Source organism: Streptomyces sp. CWNU-52B (genome assembly GCF_047444975.1).
Taxonomy (GTDB): domain Bacteria; phylum Actinomycetota; class Actinomycetes; order Streptomycetales; family Streptomycetaceae; genus Streptomyces.
Window position 1 is genome coordinate 203,980 of sequence record NZ_JBLFJV010000056.1, and the last position, 16,053, is coordinate 220,032.

Annotated in this window: 16 protein-coding genes and 1 pseudogene; 7 read left to right on the top strand and 10 right to left on the bottom strand. The window is 70.5% G+C overall.

The annotated features are described in order from the left end of the window. Positions 1-190 precede the first annotated feature (190 nt). Positions 191-2,593 carry an RICIN domain-containing protein gene (locus ACLVWQ_RS36630; RefSeq protein WP_414113592.1) on the bottom strand — a complete coding sequence of 801 codons (2,403 nt, stop codon included), beginning with the start codon at positions 2,591-2,593 and terminating at the stop codon, positions 191-193. 329 nt (positions 2,594-2,922) lie between these two features. Between ACLVWQ_RS36630 and ACLVWQ_RS36635 the strand changes: the two genes are divergently transcribed. Then, the gene (locus ACLVWQ_RS36635) at positions 2,923-3,369 is read left to right on the top strand and encodes an SRPBCC family protein (protein WP_414113593.1); all 447 of its coding nucleotides are present in this window, start codon (positions 2,923-2,925) and stop codon (positions 3,367-3,369) included. Between the two features lie 56 nt (positions 3,370-3,425). Next, a complete protein-coding gene (locus tag ACLVWQ_RS36640; protein WP_414113594.1) occupies positions 3,426-4,178 on the top strand; it encodes a type 1 glutamine amidotransferase in 753 nt (250 codons plus the stop codon). Positions 4,179-4,227: 49 nt separating this feature from the next. Here ACLVWQ_RS36640 and ACLVWQ_RS36645 read toward each other — a convergent pair whose 3' ends face one another. Then, on the bottom strand, positions 4,228-4,782 hold the full coding sequence (locus ACLVWQ_RS36645; RefSeq protein ID WP_414113595.1) for a hypothetical protein: 555 nt from the start codon (positions 4,780-4,782) through the stop codon (positions 4,228-4,230). Between the two features lie 461 nt (positions 4,783-5,243). Between ACLVWQ_RS36645 and ACLVWQ_RS36650 the strand changes: the two genes are divergently transcribed. Both ACLVWQ_RS36650 and ACLVWQ_RS36655 read left to right on the top strand, forming a co-directional pair. Then, entirely contained in the window at positions 5,244-5,471 is a 228-nt protein-coding gene (locus ACLVWQ_RS36650) for a DUF397 domain-containing protein (protein ID WP_414113596.1), read from the top strand. 101 nt (positions 5,472-5,572) lie between these two features. Then, positions 5,573-6,493, top strand: coding sequence for a helix-turn-helix domain-containing protein (locus tag ACLVWQ_RS36655; RefSeq protein ID WP_414113597.1), 921 nt, complete (start codon positions 5,573-5,575; stop codon positions 6,491-6,493). Positions 6,494-6,622: 129 nt separating this feature from the next. Here the strand turns inward: ACLVWQ_RS36655 and ACLVWQ_RS36660 are convergent, their stop codons facing one another. From ACLVWQ_RS36660 to ACLVWQ_RS36690, 7 genes are all read right to left on the bottom strand, one after another. Further along, complete coding sequence (locus tag ACLVWQ_RS36660; RefSeq protein ID WP_414113598.1) at positions 6,623-7,441, bottom strand: SAM-dependent methyltransferase; 819 nt, start codon at positions 7,439-7,441, stop codon at positions 6,623-6,625. A 156-nt stretch (positions 7,442-7,597) separates the two neighbouring features. Beyond that, the gene (locus ACLVWQ_RS36665; protein ID WP_414113599.1) at positions 7,598-8,914 is read right to left on the bottom strand and encodes an MFS transporter; all 1,317 of its coding nucleotides are present in this window, start codon (positions 8,912-8,914) and stop codon (positions 7,598-7,600) included. After that, complete coding sequence (locus ACLVWQ_RS36670; RefSeq protein WP_414113600.1) at positions 8,911-9,354, bottom strand: MarR family winged helix-turn-helix transcriptional regulator; 444 nt, start codon at positions 9,352-9,354, stop codon at positions 8,911-8,913. The genes ACLVWQ_RS36665 and ACLVWQ_RS36670 overlap by 4 nt, the downstream gene beginning before the upstream one ends. Before the next feature lie 116 nt (positions 9,355-9,470). Beyond that, complete coding sequence (locus tag ACLVWQ_RS36675; protein WP_414113601.1) at positions 9,471-10,025, bottom strand: cysteine hydrolase family protein; 555 nt, start codon at positions 10,023-10,025, stop codon at positions 9,471-9,473. Positions 10,026-10,137: 112 nt separating this feature from the next. After that, positions 10,138-11,631, bottom strand: coding sequence for an MFS transporter (locus ACLVWQ_RS36680; RefSeq protein WP_414113602.1), 1,494 nt, complete (start codon positions 11,629-11,631; stop codon positions 10,138-10,140). Further along, positions 11,631-12,086, bottom strand: coding sequence for a MarR family winged helix-turn-helix transcriptional regulator (locus tag ACLVWQ_RS36685; RefSeq protein ID WP_414113603.1), 456 nt, complete (start codon positions 12,084-12,086; stop codon positions 11,631-11,633). Before ACLVWQ_RS36685 ends, ACLVWQ_RS36680 begins: the two co-directional genes overlap by 1 nt. 154 nt (positions 12,087-12,240) lie before the next feature. Continuing rightward, entirely contained in the window at positions 12,241-12,909 is a 669-nt protein-coding gene (locus tag ACLVWQ_RS36690) for a TetR/AcrR family transcriptional regulator (RefSeq protein ID WP_414113604.1), read from the bottom strand. Between the two features lie 51 nt (positions 12,910-12,960). On the opposite strand from ACLVWQ_RS36690, the gene ACLVWQ_RS36695 reads away from it, so the two are divergent. Together ACLVWQ_RS36695 and ACLVWQ_RS36700 are read left to right on the top strand one after the other, a co-directional pair. Beyond that, the gene (locus tag ACLVWQ_RS36695; protein ID WP_414113605.1) at positions 12,961-13,383 is read left to right on the top strand and encodes a hypothetical protein; all 423 of its coding nucleotides are present in this window, start codon (positions 12,961-12,963) and stop codon (positions 13,381-13,383) included. 8 nt (positions 13,384-13,391) lie between these two features. Then, positions 13,392-13,898, top strand: a pseudogene (locus ACLVWQ_RS36700) (alpha-L-rhamnosidase C-terminal domain-containing protein); the annotation flags it as partial. Between the two features lie 286 nt (positions 13,899-14,184). Here the strand turns inward: ACLVWQ_RS36700 and ACLVWQ_RS36705 are convergent. Beyond that, on the bottom strand, positions 14,185-15,093 hold the full coding sequence (locus tag ACLVWQ_RS36705; protein ID WP_414113606.1) for a LysR family transcriptional regulator: 909 nt from the start codon (positions 15,091-15,093) through the stop codon (positions 14,185-14,187). Between the two features lie 146 nt (positions 15,094-15,239). Between ACLVWQ_RS36705 and ACLVWQ_RS36710 the strand changes: the two genes are divergently transcribed. Continuing rightward, the gene (locus tag ACLVWQ_RS36710; protein WP_414113607.1) at positions 15,240-15,989 is read left to right on the top strand and encodes an SDR family NAD(P)-dependent oxidoreductase; all 750 of its coding nucleotides are present in this window, start codon (positions 15,240-15,242) and stop codon (positions 15,987-15,989) included. The last annotated feature ends 64 nt before the right edge of the window (positions 15,990-16,053 follow it).

The window sequence follows — 16,053 nt, forward strand, 5'->3', positions numbered from 1 at the left end:
GCTGATGGCGTCCCACCGGAAGGCCACGCCGCCCCCGGAGATCAACCCTGGCTCGTACGGCACTCCTGTGTCGTTGTACGGACCGACCGCAAGGCGGGCTCGTGGTTGTGGCTGTGCACAGGCGCCGACCGCGCGGCGTACGCCGCATCCGTACCCCGCATCCGTACGCGTGCCCGTTCACCGGGCCCGGTCAGGCGAACTGCCACAGGTGGTCGTCGGTGCCGTTGTCCTCGTACTGGACGACATGGGTGCTGTTCTGGGTCGACATGCCGTCCACGCCCAGCACCTTCCCGCTGTGCTTGTTGCGGATCAGGAACCAGCCGTCCCCCGCGTCCGCGAACTGCCAGAGGTGGTCGTCGGTGCCGTTGTCCTCGTACTGGACGACGTGCGCGCTGTTCTGGGTGGACATGAGGTCGACCCCCAGGACCTTCCCGCTGTGACCGTTGCGGATCAGGGACCAGCCGTCGCCCCGGTCCAGGACCTGCCAGGCGTGGTCGCCGGTACCCGAGTTGTCGAACTGGACGACATGGGCGCTGTTGTCGGTGGACATGCCGTCCACGGCGAGCACCTTGCCGCTGTGCCGGTTACGGATCCGCCGGTACGGAGGTTCGGGCACCCAGGGAGTGCCGTCGGGGGAGGCGGTGGGGAAGGACGCGATCCGCAGTCGGGCCGCGCCCATGGGGATCAGCGTGACCTGTTCCACCGCACCCGCGGAGCGGGCCGGGCTCTGCTGCAGCGGCGCGACCACGTGCTCGTCGTCGGCGATCCACTCCGGGACACGGCGGGCCTGCGCCGTGATCGAGACGGGCGCCGCCGACTGCGTGAACGGGTTGGCGTCGAGCGGCCCCTCCGCCCGCCGGACCTCCAGGGCTCCGCCGGGCACCAGCCCGTAGTTCCAGGGGGTCGTGGCGTGCACCTCGTACTCGGGGAAGGCCGCGTCCCCGGCGTAGCGGACGTAACGCTCCCCGATGCGCAGCGCGTAGGTGAGCGGACCGTGGCTGACGCTGACCGAGTCCCGGTTCCCGGACCAGGTCCGTACGTCCGTGCGCTGGGGCAGACGCAGCGTGACCCGGTCGCCGTCGGCCCAGGTCCGCTCCACGCGTGCGAACGCGGGGCCGCTCTGGGCCGTCACGCTCCGCCCGTTGACCTGGAGCCGGGGCGCCGCGCACCAGCCGGGTATCCGCAGCAGCAGCGGGAAGCGGACGGGGTGCGGTGCGGAGATCACGAACGAGACCGTCTCGTCGAAGGGGTAGTCGGTCTCCTCGGTGACGGTGACGGTGGTGCCGTCGCCCACCCGCGCCGTGACCTCGCAGGCCGCGTACATCGCCGCCACGAGGCCGCCGTCCGGTGTGCCGAGCCAGAGCTCCTCGGCGAAGTAGGGCCATCCCATGCCGTAGTTGTGCGGGCAGCAGCGGTACTGGTCGATGCCGGGCTGGAAGGACTGCATGGCGAAGCCGTTCTGGAACTGCCCCTGCGTCTTGCGGGCGTTGTCCAGGTCCACGCTGTTGGCGCTGGTCACGTAGTGGACGGCCGTGCCGTCGGGGTCCAGTGAGGCGGGCAGCAGGTTGAAGGCCAGCTCTTCGCACCGGTCGGCCCAGAGCGGGTCCCCGGTGACCCGCGTGAGCAGCTCGTGGCTGGCCATGAACTCCACGACACCGCAGGTCTCGAAACCCTGCCGGGGGTCGCCGAACCCGGGGCGGATGTTCTCGTCACCCGCGAAGCCGCCCCCCGGGAACTGGCCGTGCGCCGCGAGGAGTTCCGTGTACGTGCGATAGCTGGCGCGGGTGTGCTCCGCCGAGCCGGAACGCTGGGCGTACTGGGCCGGCTCACGGAACCCCTGCGCGATGTTGACGTTGTGGGGATCGGGCAGCGCGCCGGTCCAGTCGGCCCCCCACGCGTGCATCTTGTCGATCAGGTCGAGGAGGAAGGGCTCCGGCGCCCGGCGGTAGAGCCACAGGGCGATGTCCATGCAGTCGCCCCACCGTTGCGACACCCAGCTCGTGTCGAAGGCGCCCTTGCCCTGCGCGTTCATGAAGCGAAGGAACCGGGTGAGGAAGGGCACGACGCGGGTGTCCCCGGTGAACTCCTCGAAGGTGCGCAGGGCTTGCAGGAGGGGGAGGAAGGGCCAGAAGTCGGGGCCGCCGTCGAGCGCGGTGCGCAGGGCCCGCGGCCCGAAGAAGCCGTCGCTCTGCTGGGTGGCGAGGACGGCTTCGATCCAGCGCCGGGCCTGGTCGAGCGCGGCGGCGTCGCCGGTGGCCACGGCGAGCGGGACGTAGCCGCGCAGCCAGTACGGCAGTTCCTCCCAGGCACCGTTCTCCGGATGGACCCACCCGCTCGTGGCGAAGTCCAGGAAGTGGGACTTCTCCGGGAGACGGCCGCACAGGCCGTCCAGTTGGAGCCGCAGCTGACCGGCCAGCCAGCCGCGCGGGACGATGCTGCCGGGCCTCAGCCGGAGGAAGGTGTCGGCCGCCACCCGCGGAGCGTCGGCGGACCCGTGGGATGCGGCGGAGGCCGCTCCGGCGTTCATCAGGGGTACACCCGCACCGAGCACGAGGGACCCGGTGCGCAGGAGGTCGCGTCTGTTGATCGGCATGTCACTGCTTCCTGTCGGGGGGAGGAAGTGGCCATCCGACGACCGCCGTCCAGGACGGCCGGACGTCGGCTGTGCGTGGCGGAACAGAGGCTGTACAACGTTGGAAAGTCGGCTTGCGGCATCACAGCACGGCGTACGACCGCTGTCCAGAGAGCTGACAGGGCTGACGAGGACGTGTCTGTTTCGCCTGCTGCCGGGCCCGGACCCGGCGTCGTATGGTTGACCCGCCTGTTCTGACGTGTGGACCTGTGGATCTGTGGACTCCGGTCTCGGCCCCGCCGAGCCTCCTGCCACCGGCCGCCGGCCACCGATTTCCCCGGGGAGAGTCCATGGGTACGCAGTTCGAGGCCACGGTCGACGTCGACCGTCCGATCGACGACGTGTTCGCGTTCCTCGCGGACGGCACGAACGATCCGAAGTTCAGCCCCCGCGTGCAGCGCATCGAGAAGAAGCCGGAGGGACGGACGGCCGTCGGCACGGTCTTCCGGAGCACGGTGAAGGACGCCGGTATGACGACGCGGCGGGAGTTCGAGATCACCGAACTGGTCTCCCCGAGCCGGATCCGCTGGAGCGAGCGCTCCCGGAACCTGATCACCGCGGCCGACGGCGGCTACGACCTGGAGGCGACGGCCGGCGGCGGAACCCGTGTCCGTATCTTCAATGTGCTGGAGGGCCACGGCTTCGGCAAGCTGCTCCTGCCGTTCGCGGCTCGCGCGGTGCGCAAGGACGCCCCTGCCTTCGGGCAGCGCATCAAGGCGGCCGCGGAGGCCGCGTGAGGTGAACCGGCCCGGGTCCGGCGAGGCGGAACCGGCGGCGCGATGGTGGGAGCGGAGTGGTGGAACCGGTGTACGGAGCGGAGATCCGGGTGCTCGCGGTGCGCAACGCCGAGCGCAGCGGGCCCGGACGGCTGCCGGCCTGGCTGGCCGACGAGGCGATCACGCTGGTGGAGGTCGCGGGGGCCGACGCGCCCGACCGGGCCGACGGGTTCGACGCGGTGATCCTCCTCGGCGGCGGGCTGCTTCCGGACGACGACACCCGTGCGCCCTGGCTGCCGGCCCAGCGGAGGCTCGCCCGGCGGGCCGTGGCGGACGGTGTCCCCTTGCTGGGCATCTGCCTGGGAGCGCAGGTGCTGGCGCTGGCGGCCGGCGGTACGGTCCGGGGCAGCCACGGCGAGGCCGAGCGCGGCAGCTGCCCGGTCGCCCTGCGCGCCGAGGCGGCTTCCGATCCCCTGTTCCGGAAGCTGCCCCGGCGCTTCCCCGTCATCCAGAACCACCGGGACCAGATCACGGTGCTGCCACCCGGCGCTGTGCATCTGGCCGAGAGCGACGCGTGTGCGGTCCAGGCGTTCCGGACGGGTCGGTGTGCCTGGGGAGTTCAGTTCCACCCCGAGGCGGGCGCCGACCGGCTGAGCCGCTGGGACGAGGCGGCTCTCGCCGACCAGGGGATCGACCTGGCCGCGCTGCGGGTGCGAGCCCTGGCGGCCGAGCCCGAATCGGCCGACGCGGCGAGGCGGTTGGTGGCCGCTTTCGCCACCGTGGTCCATGAGCACGTCGCGTCCCGTACGACCCCGGCGGTCCGCCCATGATCACGAACCCGGGGCGGCACGCGCGCGGTGGCGGTGCGCGCCGCGCGGTTCAGCAGGGCTGCCTGCCGAGGGTGCGCGCCAGTTCGGTCGTGGCGTGCGCGATCTCGGTGTCGTCCTCCGACTCCAGGACGTCGAGCGCGTCCTGCTGGGCATGGACGGCTTCCCTAGCCGCGCGCTCCCACACGGCGGGGTTCTCCCGGTGGTTGAGCAGCTTCGGATAGGCGCCGGCGATGCTCTCCCACTGACGGGTGTCGGCGATGTTCTTGAGCAGCTGAAGGATCTGCGCCCGGCAGGCCACCTGGGGCAGTTGTGCGAGTTCCCAGAGGAAGGGGACGGTGGCGGCGGTCGCCTGTTCCACGACGAAGCCGTACTGGCAGATGCGTTCGCGCAGATCCTTGAGCGCGGAGGCCGCGGTCTCCGCGTCGCCCCAGGCGACACTGCTGAGGAGCAGGGGGATGGCGGAGGCGGAGCCCGTGGAGTCCCGCATCTCACCCCATGAGATCTGGCCCATCGCGGTGAGCGGCGTCGTGGTCGCCATCCCCTTCGGGGGTTTGTGCTGCCCTCGCTGCCCGGTCCTGGGCTGCTCCGGCGGAACGCTATGCATGGCGTGAGGCCTTTCCGGCGTGTCGTGTCGGTTGGGTGGCGAGGTCGACCGGGTGGTCCGCGCAGTCGTCCTCTGCCGTGGGGCGGGCCCGGCCCGTGCCGGACGGAGCGAGCAGGTGGAGCCGGCCTCCACCGAGTCCGTCCGGAGCGGCGGCCGAAGGTGCGTACGGCCTGGTGAAACCGGTTCGGCCGACTGCCCGCGGCACGGTGGTCCGCGGCGAGGGGTGCTCTGGACGCGCAAGTGACAACACGTCATCTCCCTGATGTGACGTCAGGATCCAATGGCCCGGCTGGGGTTGTCGGCGCTGCAGTTATTATCCACACTGAACGCGGTCGCGTGCAATTGCACGGGAAATTGCGTGAAGTTTGGCCGAAGAGAGTAGGGCGGACGCGGCGTCACGAGCCTGCGCCGCCGGGCTCCGGGCCGGTGCGCGGCGAGATCGGGAACCGTAAGGAGACGCAGTGCCACAGGTGGAGAACGGGATGCAGGCCAGCTCGCTGGACGCCGACTGGATCAAGAGCAGATACAGCAACGCCGAGGGGAACTGCGTGGAGGTCGCCCGGATAGACGGGGGCATAGCCGTGCGCAACTCCCGCCATCCCGAGGGGCCCGCGCTCGTCTACACGTCCGCCGAACTGGCGGCGTTCCTGGCGGGAGCCAAGGACGGTGAGTTCGACCATCTGCTGTGAGGCGCGAGCCCAACTCCCCAGCTGCTGAAGGGGGGATGCGAGGTGGAGCCGTCCGGTGCGATACTGTTGCCGTCCTTGTGCCGGACCGCGGGGAGTCGAAGATGGTCGCCCAGTCGCCTCGCGTCGCACGGCTCGAATCCTATCTGGAGCGTGCCGAACCGGCTCCGACTCTGCTGAAGATGCTGGTCGGCGTCCAACTCTCGGGATTCCGTGAGGACGCCGGCCTCGCTCAGGACCAGGCGGCGCGCTCGCTGGGGTTCAGCGGCGCCAAGCTCTCGCGCATCGAGTCGGGCAAGGGACGCAGGCCCCCGACCGAGACCGACGTGCGGGCCCTGCTCAAGCTGTACGACACCGATGCCTACGAGGGCTCGGTGCTGCTCAAGTTGCTCCACCGCGCCAATGAACCGGGCTGGTGGCAGCGGTACGACAAGCGCCTCATGCCCGAGTGGTTCGAGCGGCTGGTGGGCCTCCAGGAGGCCGCGGCCACCATCCGGACCTTCGAGATCCAGTACGTTCCTGGTCTGCTCCAGACGTCGGACTACACCCGGGCCGTGGTGGAGCGGGGCCTGCCGAACGTCCCGGCCGCCGAGGTGCACCGCCGGGTCGAACTGCGCATGCGCCGCGCCCAGTTGCTGATGCGGGCGGATCCTCCGCAGCTGTGGGCCGTCATCGACGAGTCGGTCCTGCTGCGGGTGCTGGGCAGCCGGCAGGCCATGCGCGAGCAGCTCGCCCACCTGATCGAGATGGCGCAACGCCCGCATGTGGTCCTGCAGATCGTGCCCCTGGACGTGACGAACGCGTCGGCGCCCGCGATACCGATCACCTATCTGCGGTTCGGCGGCCTCGACCTGCCGGACGTCGTCTATCTGGAGCACATCAGGAGCGCCCACTTCCTCGAGGACCGCGACGAGACCGAGGAGTACCGGCTCACGCTCGACCGGCTGGCCGACGAGGCGCTGAAGCCGCGTGAGTCCGTGGATCTGCTGCGCAGCACGATGGAGCAGCGCTACCCGGCCGAGTGACGAGCCCCGGAGGTCGCGGCACCGAGGACTCCGGTCCCGCCAAGGTCTGTTTCCGGCCTGCGAGGTGACCCGGGGCTGGTCCCGGGTCGGCCCCGGCGAGGGCCTCCCGGGAAGGCGCCCGGAGCGTTCCTAGAGAAGCCGGCCCAGGCCGCCGAACTCGATCCACTCCTGGGAGAGCTGACGGGACTTCACCTCGCTGTCGGGCCGCCAGGTGGAGACCTCCACGAGCCCCGGCTCGACGATCTCCATACCGTCGAACAGCGCCGCCACGTCCTTCTCCTGCCGTACGCGTCCCCAGTGGCCCTGAGTCGTCTGGTCCATGAAGTCGGTGACGAAGTCGCGGACTTCGGGATCCTCGCTGACCAACTGGCAGATCACCATGAAGCTGCCGGGCACGAGCCGCTCGGCCACACGCCGCACCACGGCGGGCGGACCGTCGGTCTCGCTGTCGGGGATGCAGTGGAAGACCGAGTTGAACAGAACGGCGACCGGCTGGGAGAAGTCGATCAGGCGCTGGGTGTCGGGGTGGGAAAATATCTCGTCGGTGTTCCGCATGTCGGCGTGGATGACCGCGGTGCGGTCGTTCTGCTCCAGGAGCGCCCGGCCGTGCACGAGCACCATGGGGTCGTTGTCGGCGTAGATCACCCGGGAGTCGGGATCGATGGCCTGGGCGACCTGGTGCACGTTGTCCTGGGTGGGGAGGCCGGATCCGTGGTCGAGGAACTGGCGGATCCCGTAGTCCGTCGCCAGGGTCCGGACGACCCGCTGCAGGAACCGCCGGTTGTTGAGGGCCAGTCGGCGGGTGCTGGGGACGACCTTGTCGAGCTCTTCGCAGGCCGCGCGGTCCGCCGCGTAGTTGTCCTTGCCGCCCAGATAGTGGTCGTACATACGGGCGGCTGTCGGTACGGCGGCGTCGATCTTCTTGGACAGTGGCCTGTCGGTGTTCATGGTTCCCCCAGCTCGAACGGCGCCAACTGCAGGCTTAACAAGAACTACATCTTAGGTAGTTGGAGTTTGCGACTGCCAGCCCGTCGGGAAACCGGCTCGTCGAATCGGTGTGGTTCCACGGGTCCGGCGCGAGGAAACCGGACGAGGGGTACGGATCTACTCGCGCGGGTCGGTTCCGGCGCCGAGGGGGAGCGGGGCGGGCGACTCGGTGTGCGGGCCGGGAGGGTCGTCGAGCGAGACGCGCACGCGCGGTCCGTCGCGACGGATCCGCAACCGCTGATGGCGGATCAGGTGACGGGTCCCGACGCCCAGAGCGGCGAAACCGGAAGCGGCGCCGACCGCGACCGCCCAGCGCGGGCCGAAGGCATCGGCGACGAGCCCGGTGAAGGGCGCCCCGACGAGCGTGCCGCCGAGTCCGACGGCGAGCATGATCGCGACCACCCGCCCTCGCACGGCCGGATCGGTGGAGAGCTGGACCAGACTGAACGTGGTGGTCGTGAAGGTGGGGGTGACGACGCCGACGGCCACCAATGCGAGGGCGAACAGCAGGTACGTCGGTGCCAGCGCGCCGGCGCAGAGCGCGACCCCGAACACGGCCGCCGCCGCGAGGAGCAGCGTGAATCCGGGGCGCTCCCGGCGCGCGGCGAGGAGCGCGCCGAGGACCGCCCCGACCGCCATGGCGGAACCGAGCAGCCCGTAGGCGCCGGGTCCCAGGTGGAAGACCGAGACGGACATCGTGGGGATGAAGATCTGGAAGTTGGCCCCGAACGTCCCGACCAGGAAGAGCATCAGGAGCATCGCCCTGAGGTCCGGCCGGGCCAGTACGTAGCGGAATCCGCCGACGAAGTCGCCACGGGCCCTCGGCGGCCGTCGCGGCAGATGCAGTTCGGCGACCCGGATGAAGAACAGGGAGGTGAGGACGGCGGCGTACGTAGCGGCGTTGACGACGAACACCCAGCCGGTTCCGACGGCGGCGATGAGGAGGCCCGCGACGGCCGGTCCGATCATCTGCGCGACGTTGAAGGAGGTCGTGTTGAGCGCGAGGGCGTTGGACAGGGCGGGGCCCTTGACCAGTTCGGAGACGAACGTCTGACGCGCCGGTGCGTCGAAGGCCGCCGCCGAGCCGAACAGGAACGCGAGGAGATGGACCTGCCAGAGCTGGACGATCCCGGTCACGGTCAGGAGGCCGAGGGCGAGGGACAGCGCGGCCATCGTGGACTGGGTCGCCATGACCAGCCGGCGCCGGTCCAACCGGTCGGCCGCGAGGCCCGTGACGGGCAGCAGGAGCACCTGCGGCGCGAACTGGAACGCGAGAACGACGCCGACCGCGGTGGCGTTGTGGTGGGTGAGCTGGGTCAGGACGATCCAGTCCTGCGCCGTGCGCTGCATCCACGTCCCGATGTTGGAGACGATGGCGCCGAAGGCCCAGATCCGGTAGTTCCGGACGGCGAGCGAACGGAACATCCCGCTCATGACTCGGCTATGTGGTGGAAGATGCGCGCCGCTTCGGCGAGTACGCTCCGCTCAGCCTCGGAGAGCTGTTCGAGCCGGGCGTCCAGCCAGTCGTGCTTCGCGCGCCGTCTCTCGTCGACCAGTTCCGTGCCCCGGCCGGTGGCGGTGACCAGCACCTTGCGGCCGTCGCTCGGATCAGGACGGCGTACGACCAGACCCGCGGACTGGAGGGCGTTGACCGTCTGGTTCATCGCGGGCGGGCTGACGCTCTCCCGGTCACTGAGCGTCCGAAGCGTCTGCGGCCCCTGCCTCACGAGGTGGGCGAGCACCGACAGCTGGGTGCCGCCCAGTTGCTGGTCCGGCAGTTCGGACCGTACACGGCGGTAGATGCGCGCGACGGCGCCCTGGAGCTCCATGGCGAGATCGGTCGTGGCCCGCTCCGCCGGTGTGATCCTTTCCATGATTGATGAAGCTACTTCATTAAGTTACTTAATCATAGGGTCGCGGGCAGCCGTCTCCGGAGGGAGTCCGGACCGGTCCGGGCTGTCCGCGACCCTGCGGTTGAGGGGGGCGGGTGTCAGGTGAGGTCGGAGATCCAGGCGTCGACGGTGGTGACCTCGGCCTGGCGCGGGAAGACCTTCTCCGTCAGCACCCGGTGGACCTCGGGGTCGGCGTCGCCGCAGCCGTCGGCCAGGACGGTGAGGCGGTAGTCGAGGTCGGCGGCCTGGCGGAGGGTGGACAGGACGACGCCGCTGGTGGCGAGACCGGTCAGGATCAGATGGTCGATGGCGCCGCCGCGCAGTACGAGGTCGAGGTCGCTGCCGGCGAAGGCGCTGACGCGCTTCTTGGTGACGACGCTCTCGCCGGGGAGGGGCGCGACGTCGGGGTGGATGGCGGACCCGGGGTCGTCGGCGGTGAAGGCCCCCTCGGGCAGGGCGCTGAACGACGGGCTGGACTTGGTCTCCGGGTGGCCCGCGCGGAAGCCGATGACGACGTGCACCACGGGAATGCCCGCGGACCGGGCCGCGGTGACGGCGCGGGCGAGGCGGGTCGTGTAGTCGGGGGCGAGGTCGGCGACACGGTCGGTGATGGCCTTCTGGAGGTCCATCACGAGCAGGGCGGAGTGGGTCATGGTGCGTCCTCGGTCTTTCGAGTGGGTCGGGTCGTCGCGCGCGGCGGGATGCCGTGGGGCGGGTCCTGTCGGTCGGGCGGCTTCTGCCGGGCGGGCGGCCCGGAGGTCCGGTTCACCGGTCGGTGCGCCGGTGCTCTTGGGGTTCGTGAGGTTCGGCCTCGGCGGGGGCGCCGTCCTCGTGCGGTGCGCCGACGCGACGCAGGGAGCGGTCGGTGACGGTCACCGCGAGGAACAGGGCGCTGACGGCGAGCAGGAACCAGGCGAGGTGGTGCAGGCCGCCGGTGTCGGCGCGCTGTCCGAAGAAGGCGCCGTTGGCGGCGGAGGCGACGATGGCGCCGAGGTAGCCGAAGGTGCGCAGCAGCCCGGCGGAGGAGCCCATGCGTTCGGCGTCGGCCTGGTGCAGGACGGAGTTCTGCAGGGCGAGGTTGTTCAGACCCTGGGGGACACCGAGGACGATCACGACGGTCAGGAGCAGCCACACGGGACTGTCGGAGTGCAGCAGGAGCAGGAGCGCGCTGGCGGCGAGCTGTCCGGCCGCGCCGACCAGGAGCTTGCCGCGTACGGCCTGGCGTCGGCCGGTGAGGGTGGAGACGAGGATCGCGACGGTGAACAGGGGGAGTTGCACCAGCCCGGCCTGGGAGGCGGACAGCCCGCGGCCTTGCTGCGTCCACTGGGTGTAGCCGTAGAGGAAGGCGTAGGTGGTGACGTAGGCGAGCAGGCCCCTGGCGTAGGTCGCGAGGAGCGGCAGGTTGCCGCCGAGGACGCGTACGTCGATGAAGGGCTGCCGTGTCCGCAGTTCGCGCCAGGTGAAGCCGGCCGCCGTGGCGACGGCCAGGACCAGCAGGTACCAGTCCCTGCCGCCGGGGTTCATGAGGAACAGCAGGAGGCAGACGAGGGCCACGGCGAACAGGCCCATGCCCGGCAGGTCCAGGTCGTCCACCGGGCGGCGGCCGTTCTCGCGGTGCGAGCCGGGGGTCGCGGGGAGGCGCCGGGCGCCGAGGTACAGGCCGGCGAGGCCGAGGGGGATGTTGACGGCCAGGGTCGCCCGCCAGCCGCCGACGCCGATCAGCAGGCCGCCGAGGCTGGGGCCGATCACGGCGATGGTCTGGGTGGTGACGGCGAGCGCGGTGAGCACACCGGCGGGACTCTCCTGGCCGGTGCGCCGGGCCTCGCTGCGGATGAGGTACATGGCGGCCGGATAGCCGGCACAGGTGCCGAAGCCGAGGAGTACGCGTGCGGCGATGAGCACGCCGAGGTTGGGCGCGAGCATGCCGACGACGCCGGCCACGCCGGTCAGGGCCGTCCCCGCCAGGAACAGCCGCCGGGGCCCGAAGAGGTCGATCAGCCGTCCCATGACGGGTTGCCCGATGGCGGTGGCCAGGTAGAGGGCGGAGATGAGCCAGGCGGTTTGGGAGGGCGGGGCGCCGAAGGCGGCGCCGATCGGCACCAGGGAGACGGAGATGACGGAGGAGTTGACCGGGTTGAGCACCGAGCCCAGCATCATCGGGGCCAGCAGGCGTCGGTCGAAGCCGTGGGCCGGGCGCTTGGCCGCGCCGGGGCGACCGGGGCGCGGCAGGCGGGGTATCCGGGGCAGGTTGACGGTCATCACCGGACGATTCGTTCGAGCAGAGCCGTCGCTTCCAGGACGGTTCGGCGCTCCTCCTCCGTGCACCGGTCCTCCAGTGCGCGGATGAGCCAGCCCTCGCCGGCCCGGCGGCGGTCCTCCAGGAAGGCGTGGCCGCTGTCGGTGACGAAGACCAGCTGACGGCGGCCGTCCTCGGGGTCCGGGCGGCGGGCGACGAGGCCACGCTCCACGAGGACACCGACCGTGGTGGCCACCGACTGGTGCCGGATGCGTTCGACGGCGGCCAGGTCGCTGACCGACGCCTCGCCGTCCTTGTCGAGCCTGCTGAGGACGGACGTCTGGGAGGGCGTGAGGTCATCGGGGTCGTAGGTCTCCCGCATGCGGCGCCGGAGTCTGCTGAAGACCACGCGAAGCTCACGGGCCGCGCGTGCGGCCGACTCGGACACGCCGTCGGGGGTGCCGATGATCTCGTTCATACGTACAGGCTAGCTTGCGCAGTCTGGACTGCGCAAATAGAGCGATGGGTGTGCCGTTGGAGTGTGGGGGCGTACGCCTGGCTGGAGCTGGAGCTGGAGCTGGAGCTGGAGCTGGAGCTGGGGTTGGGGCTGGTTGGTCCGGTCCGGTCCGCGCTCAGTGCGCTCCGACCGGATCACCCTCCGGCGCCTCTGATCCGTCGCGGCCGGTTACCGCACCCGCACGGGCATCCGTACCTCGCTCGCGCCGGGAGAGGTCGGTCACGATCCACGCTGCCTCGATCATCCGGAAGATCTCGTCGAGCGCGGGCTGCGGGTCGGCCGCCTCCCGGGTCAACTGGAAGGCGTCGAGCACGAACCGCGCGATCGCCCGGCAGGCCGTGGAGGGCTCCGGCAGGCCGAGGTCGTCGGCGATGGCGGCGGCCAGTGCGTCGGCGTGGCGCAGCCTCATCGACTTCTCGTACTCCCGCAGGGTGGGCGACCCGTCGATCATGAGCCAGAGCGGGCGGGCGTCGCCCGCCGTGCAGTGCCGCAGCTGGGCCTCGATCTCGCGGCGCAGGGCGCCGATGAGCGATTCTTGCCGCGCCCGGCCGGTGACCGCCTCGGTGAGCTGCTGCTCGAAGGTCCGGTCGAGGTCGAAGACCAGTGCCTCTTTCGAGGGGAAGTGGGAGAAGAGGGTGGTCACGGCCACGTCGGCCTCGGCGGCCACGTCACGGACCCCCACCGCGTCGTACCCGCGCTCCAGGAAGAGCTGTAGGGCGGTGTCGGCGATCTTCTGGCGGGTCGCGGCCTTCTTGCGTTCGCGGCGCCCGGTCGGCTCGGTCATCTTTCGGACACTAGCAGATGTAATAACGTAACCGTTACGAAATGCTAGCGGATGGATACGGTGAGTGATGCGGGGGTGGTGGGCCTCGCCGAATGCGCGCCGTTGTCCTACCTGTCGGGATTTCAAAAACGATTCAATCCCACCGTTCGGATGCCGCTGAAAGTCATGCCGGAATCGACCGGCGCCTTCACCAGCTCCAGCGCGCTCCTGAACAGCTATCAGGACGCGCAGGCCGACACCGCGGACGCGCACCTCAACGCCGACTCCGCGATCGCCGACTTCGACATGGAGAATTTCTATGAGAACTGGATGCGGACCCACCGCGACGACCGGAACCAGGACGGGACGTTCGGCCACACCGTGCCCGGCACCGTGGGGGCCAAGGGTGTGACCGGTCCGGTCTGGTCGGCCAGTTTCGTCCTGATCAACTGGGACCTCTACTGGTACTTCGGACCTCGAACCTGCTGCCGCTGAGCCTCGGCCTGGTACCCGAGGCCCACCGGTCCGCCGTACTGGACCGGCTCACCGACGACATCAGGACCCGGGGACGTCACCTCGACACCGGCGCGCTGGGCACGAAGATCATCCTTCCGGTGCTCACCGACGCCGGCAACGGGGACCTCGCCTACGACGTCGCCGCCAACCCGACCAACCCGACCTACCCGGGCTGGGGTTACTGGTTCAAGGAGCTCGGTGCCAGGACGATGTGGGAGGAGTGGCAGGCCGACTCGCGTTCGCACGATCACGCCTTCCTGGGAACGGTCGACGACTGGCTCTGCCAGCGGGTCGCGGGGATCGAGCCCGCGGCGCCCGGCTACAAGAAGATCAAGATCCAGCCGTACCCGGTCGGCGACCTCACGAACGCCTCGGCCCACGTCGACTCCCCGCACGGCAGGGTGAGATCGGACTGGACCCTGGAACGCAGCCGGTTCACGCTCCGCGTCGGCGTCCCCGTCGGAGCGACGGCCGAGGTCCTCGCCCCCGCACGGGACCGTGCGGCGGTCACGGCCGCACCCGGCGCCCGGTTCGAGGGCATGCGCGAGGGCTACGCCGCTTTCGAGGTCGGATCCGGCACGTACGTGTTCCGCTCCGCGACATGGCCGGTCACCGGACCCCCGCCGGCCGTAGCCGGCGGGGCCGTCGTGACCGCGCGGACGACACGACGGCCGAGGCGGTCCTGGACGCCCGGACGCGCCGTTCCGGCGGGCGGTCGCAGCGGCACCGCTCGCTGCCCGACGTCGTTCGGTACGGGCGCACCGTGGAAGAAGTGGACGCTCAGACGGTTGTGGGCCGGCGGAGGAGATCCATGCCGCACCAGGTCTGCTGGTGGAGCTGGTCGAGCATGGCTGCCTCCGCCGAACCCGGGTCGCGCCGCACGCCGGCGAGGACGGGCTCGGTCAGGGAGGGCAGCAGCGGGCAGGCCAGTTCCTCGAAGCCTTCGGGGATGGCCGAGGCCGGGACCACGGTGACGCCCAGGCCCTGTGCCACGAGCCGCACGGCGGTGGAGATCTGGGAGGCTCGGGCCACCGTGTGCGGGCTGAGGCCCGCGTCGGAGAGCAGCCGGGCGAGGTACTCGTCGAGCAGGCTGGCGCGCCGGAACCGGATCCATCCCTCGGACGCCAGGTCTTCCAGGCGCAGGGCGGCGCGGTCCGCGAGAAGCGGGTGGCCCTTCGGCAGGACGGCGACGTAGGCCTCCTCGCCCAGGGGGTGGACGTCGAAGGCGCATCCGGCGGGGACGCGGTGCACGAGGACCATGTCGAGGGTTCCCTGGCGGAGCAGCCGCTCCATGTCCGCGGGATCGGGCTCCTCGTGGAGGGTCACCTGCAACTTCGGGTGGCGATCGCGCAGTTGCCCCAGTGCCTGGGGCAACTGGCGTGCTCCCAGGCCCATGTGGACGGCGATGATGAGTTCGCCCGCCAGTTCCCCGTCGGCGGCGCGGGCGGCGGTGACGGCACGCCGGGACGCGGTCGTCGCGATCTTCGCCTCTGTGAGGAAGGCCCGCCCTGCCACGGTCACCGTCACCCCGCTGGGGGTGCGGGTGAACAGCCGCACCCCGAGATGTTTCTCCAGGGCGCCGATCTGCTGCGACAGGGAGGGCTGGGTGACCCGCAGGCGTTCTGCCGCCGCTGTCATGGAGCCCTCGTCGGCGACGGCCAGGGCGTATTCGTATTGGCGCAGGTTCATTCGAATCCGCCCTCGACCTTCGATCGGACATAGGAGATGTCAATGCAGAGTATACGTTGACATTATTTGCCTCTATGTCGGGCCGCTCCTACCGTGAGGCACGGCCCTGGGTTCCGCGCTCACGGTCTCGACTCGGAGGAGAAAGCATGCGTCTCGCGAACAAGGTCGCCCTCGTCACTGGCGGGAGCGCCGGCCTCGGTCTGGCGATCGCCCGGAGGTTCGCAGGTGAAGGTGCCCACGTCTACATCACGGGGCGACGGAAGGAGGCGCTCGAAGCCGCGAAGGCTTCCATCGAGGGGCAGGTCACGGCGGTCGTCGCGGACGTCACGGTGTCGGGTGACCTCGACGAGCTGGTCGAGGCGATCCGCCAGGAGAGCGGGCACCTCGATGTGATCGTCGCGAACGCCGGGAGCATCGAGCGGATGAACTTCGGGGCCGTGACCGAGGACCACTTCGACCACGCCTTCGACGTCAATGCCCGCGGCACGCTGTTCACCGTCCAGAAGGCGCTGCCGATTCTGCGGACGGGTGGCTCGATCGTTCTGCTGGGCTCGATCACGGCGTTCAAGGGGGACCCCGGGGCCGGGGCGTACAGCGCGGCGAAGGCCGCCGTGCGCTCCTACGCGCGCACCTGGGCGGCGGAGTTCGGCGACCGGGGTCTTCGGGTCAACGTGCTGAGCCCGGGACCGATCGACACGCTCATCATCGACGGCCAGGCCGAGTACTTCGGTCAGGACCCGGTAGCTCTCCGGACCCACATGAGCACCCTGGTCCCGATGGGCCGCCTCGGGCTTCCCGAGGAGATCGCGGGCGGTGCGCTGTTCCTCGCCTCGGACGAGAGCAGTTTCATGACAGGTGCGGAACTCTGCATCGACGGCGGTATGGCTCAGGTGTAGCCCCCTGGGTGACGTGGAAGGTGGGGCCGCGACGAGACGCGGCCCCACCTCGTCGTGAACGGTG

Excerpts from the sequence above, each read along its gene's own strand:
- ACLVWQ_RS36630 (WP_414113592.1), bottom strand. The coding sequence starts at position 2,593 with ATGCCGATCAACAGACGCGACCTCCTGCGCACCGGGTCCCTCGTGCTC.
- ACLVWQ_RS36635 (WP_414113593.1), top strand. The coding sequence starts at position 2,923 with ATGGGTACGCAGTTCGAGGCCACGGTCGACGTCGACCGTCCGATCGAC.
- ACLVWQ_RS36645 (WP_414113595.1), bottom strand. The coding sequence starts at position 4,782 with ATGCATAGCGTTCCGCCGGAGCAGCCCAGGACCGGGCAGCGAGGGCAG.
- ACLVWQ_RS36655 (WP_414113597.1), top strand. The coding sequence starts at position 5,573 with ATGGTCGCCCAGTCGCCTCGCGTCGCACGGCTCGAATCCTATCTGGAG.
- ACLVWQ_RS36660 (WP_414113598.1), bottom strand. The coding sequence starts at position 7,441 with ATGAACACCGACAGGCCACTGTCCAAGAAGATCGACGCCGCCGTACCG.
- ACLVWQ_RS36665 (WP_414113599.1), bottom strand. The coding sequence starts at position 8,914 with ATGAGCGGGATGTTCCGTTCGCTCGCCGTCCGGAACTACCGGATCTGG.
- ACLVWQ_RS36670 (WP_414113600.1), bottom strand. The coding sequence starts at position 9,354 with ATGGAAAGGATCACACCGGCGGAGCGGGCCACGACCGATCTCGCCATG.
- ACLVWQ_RS36675 (WP_414113601.1), bottom strand. The coding sequence starts at position 10,025 with ATGACCCACTCCGCCCTGCTCGTGATGGACCTCCAGAAGGCCATCACC.
- ACLVWQ_RS36680 (WP_414113602.1), bottom strand. The coding sequence starts at position 11,631 with ATGACCGTCAACCTGCCCCGGATACCCCGCCTGCCGCGCCCCGGTCGC.
- ACLVWQ_RS36685 (WP_414113603.1), bottom strand. The coding sequence starts at position 12,086 with ATGAACGAGATCATCGGCACCCCCGACGGCGTGTCCGAGTCGGCCGCA.
- ACLVWQ_RS36690 (WP_414113604.1), bottom strand. The coding sequence starts at position 12,909 with ATGACCGAGCCGACCGGGCGCCGCGAACGCAAGAAGGCCGCGACCCGC.
- ACLVWQ_RS36695 (WP_414113605.1), top strand. The coding sequence starts at position 12,961 with ATGGATACGGTGAGTGATGCGGGGGTGGTGGGCCTCGCCGAATGCGCG.
- ACLVWQ_RS36705 (WP_414113606.1), bottom strand. The coding sequence starts at position 15,093 with ATGAACCTGCGCCAATACGAATACGCCCTGGCCGTCGCCGACGAGGGC.
- ACLVWQ_RS36710 (WP_414113607.1), top strand. The coding sequence starts at position 15,240 with ATGCGTCTCGCGAACAAGGTCGCCCTCGTCACTGGCGGGAGCGCCGGC.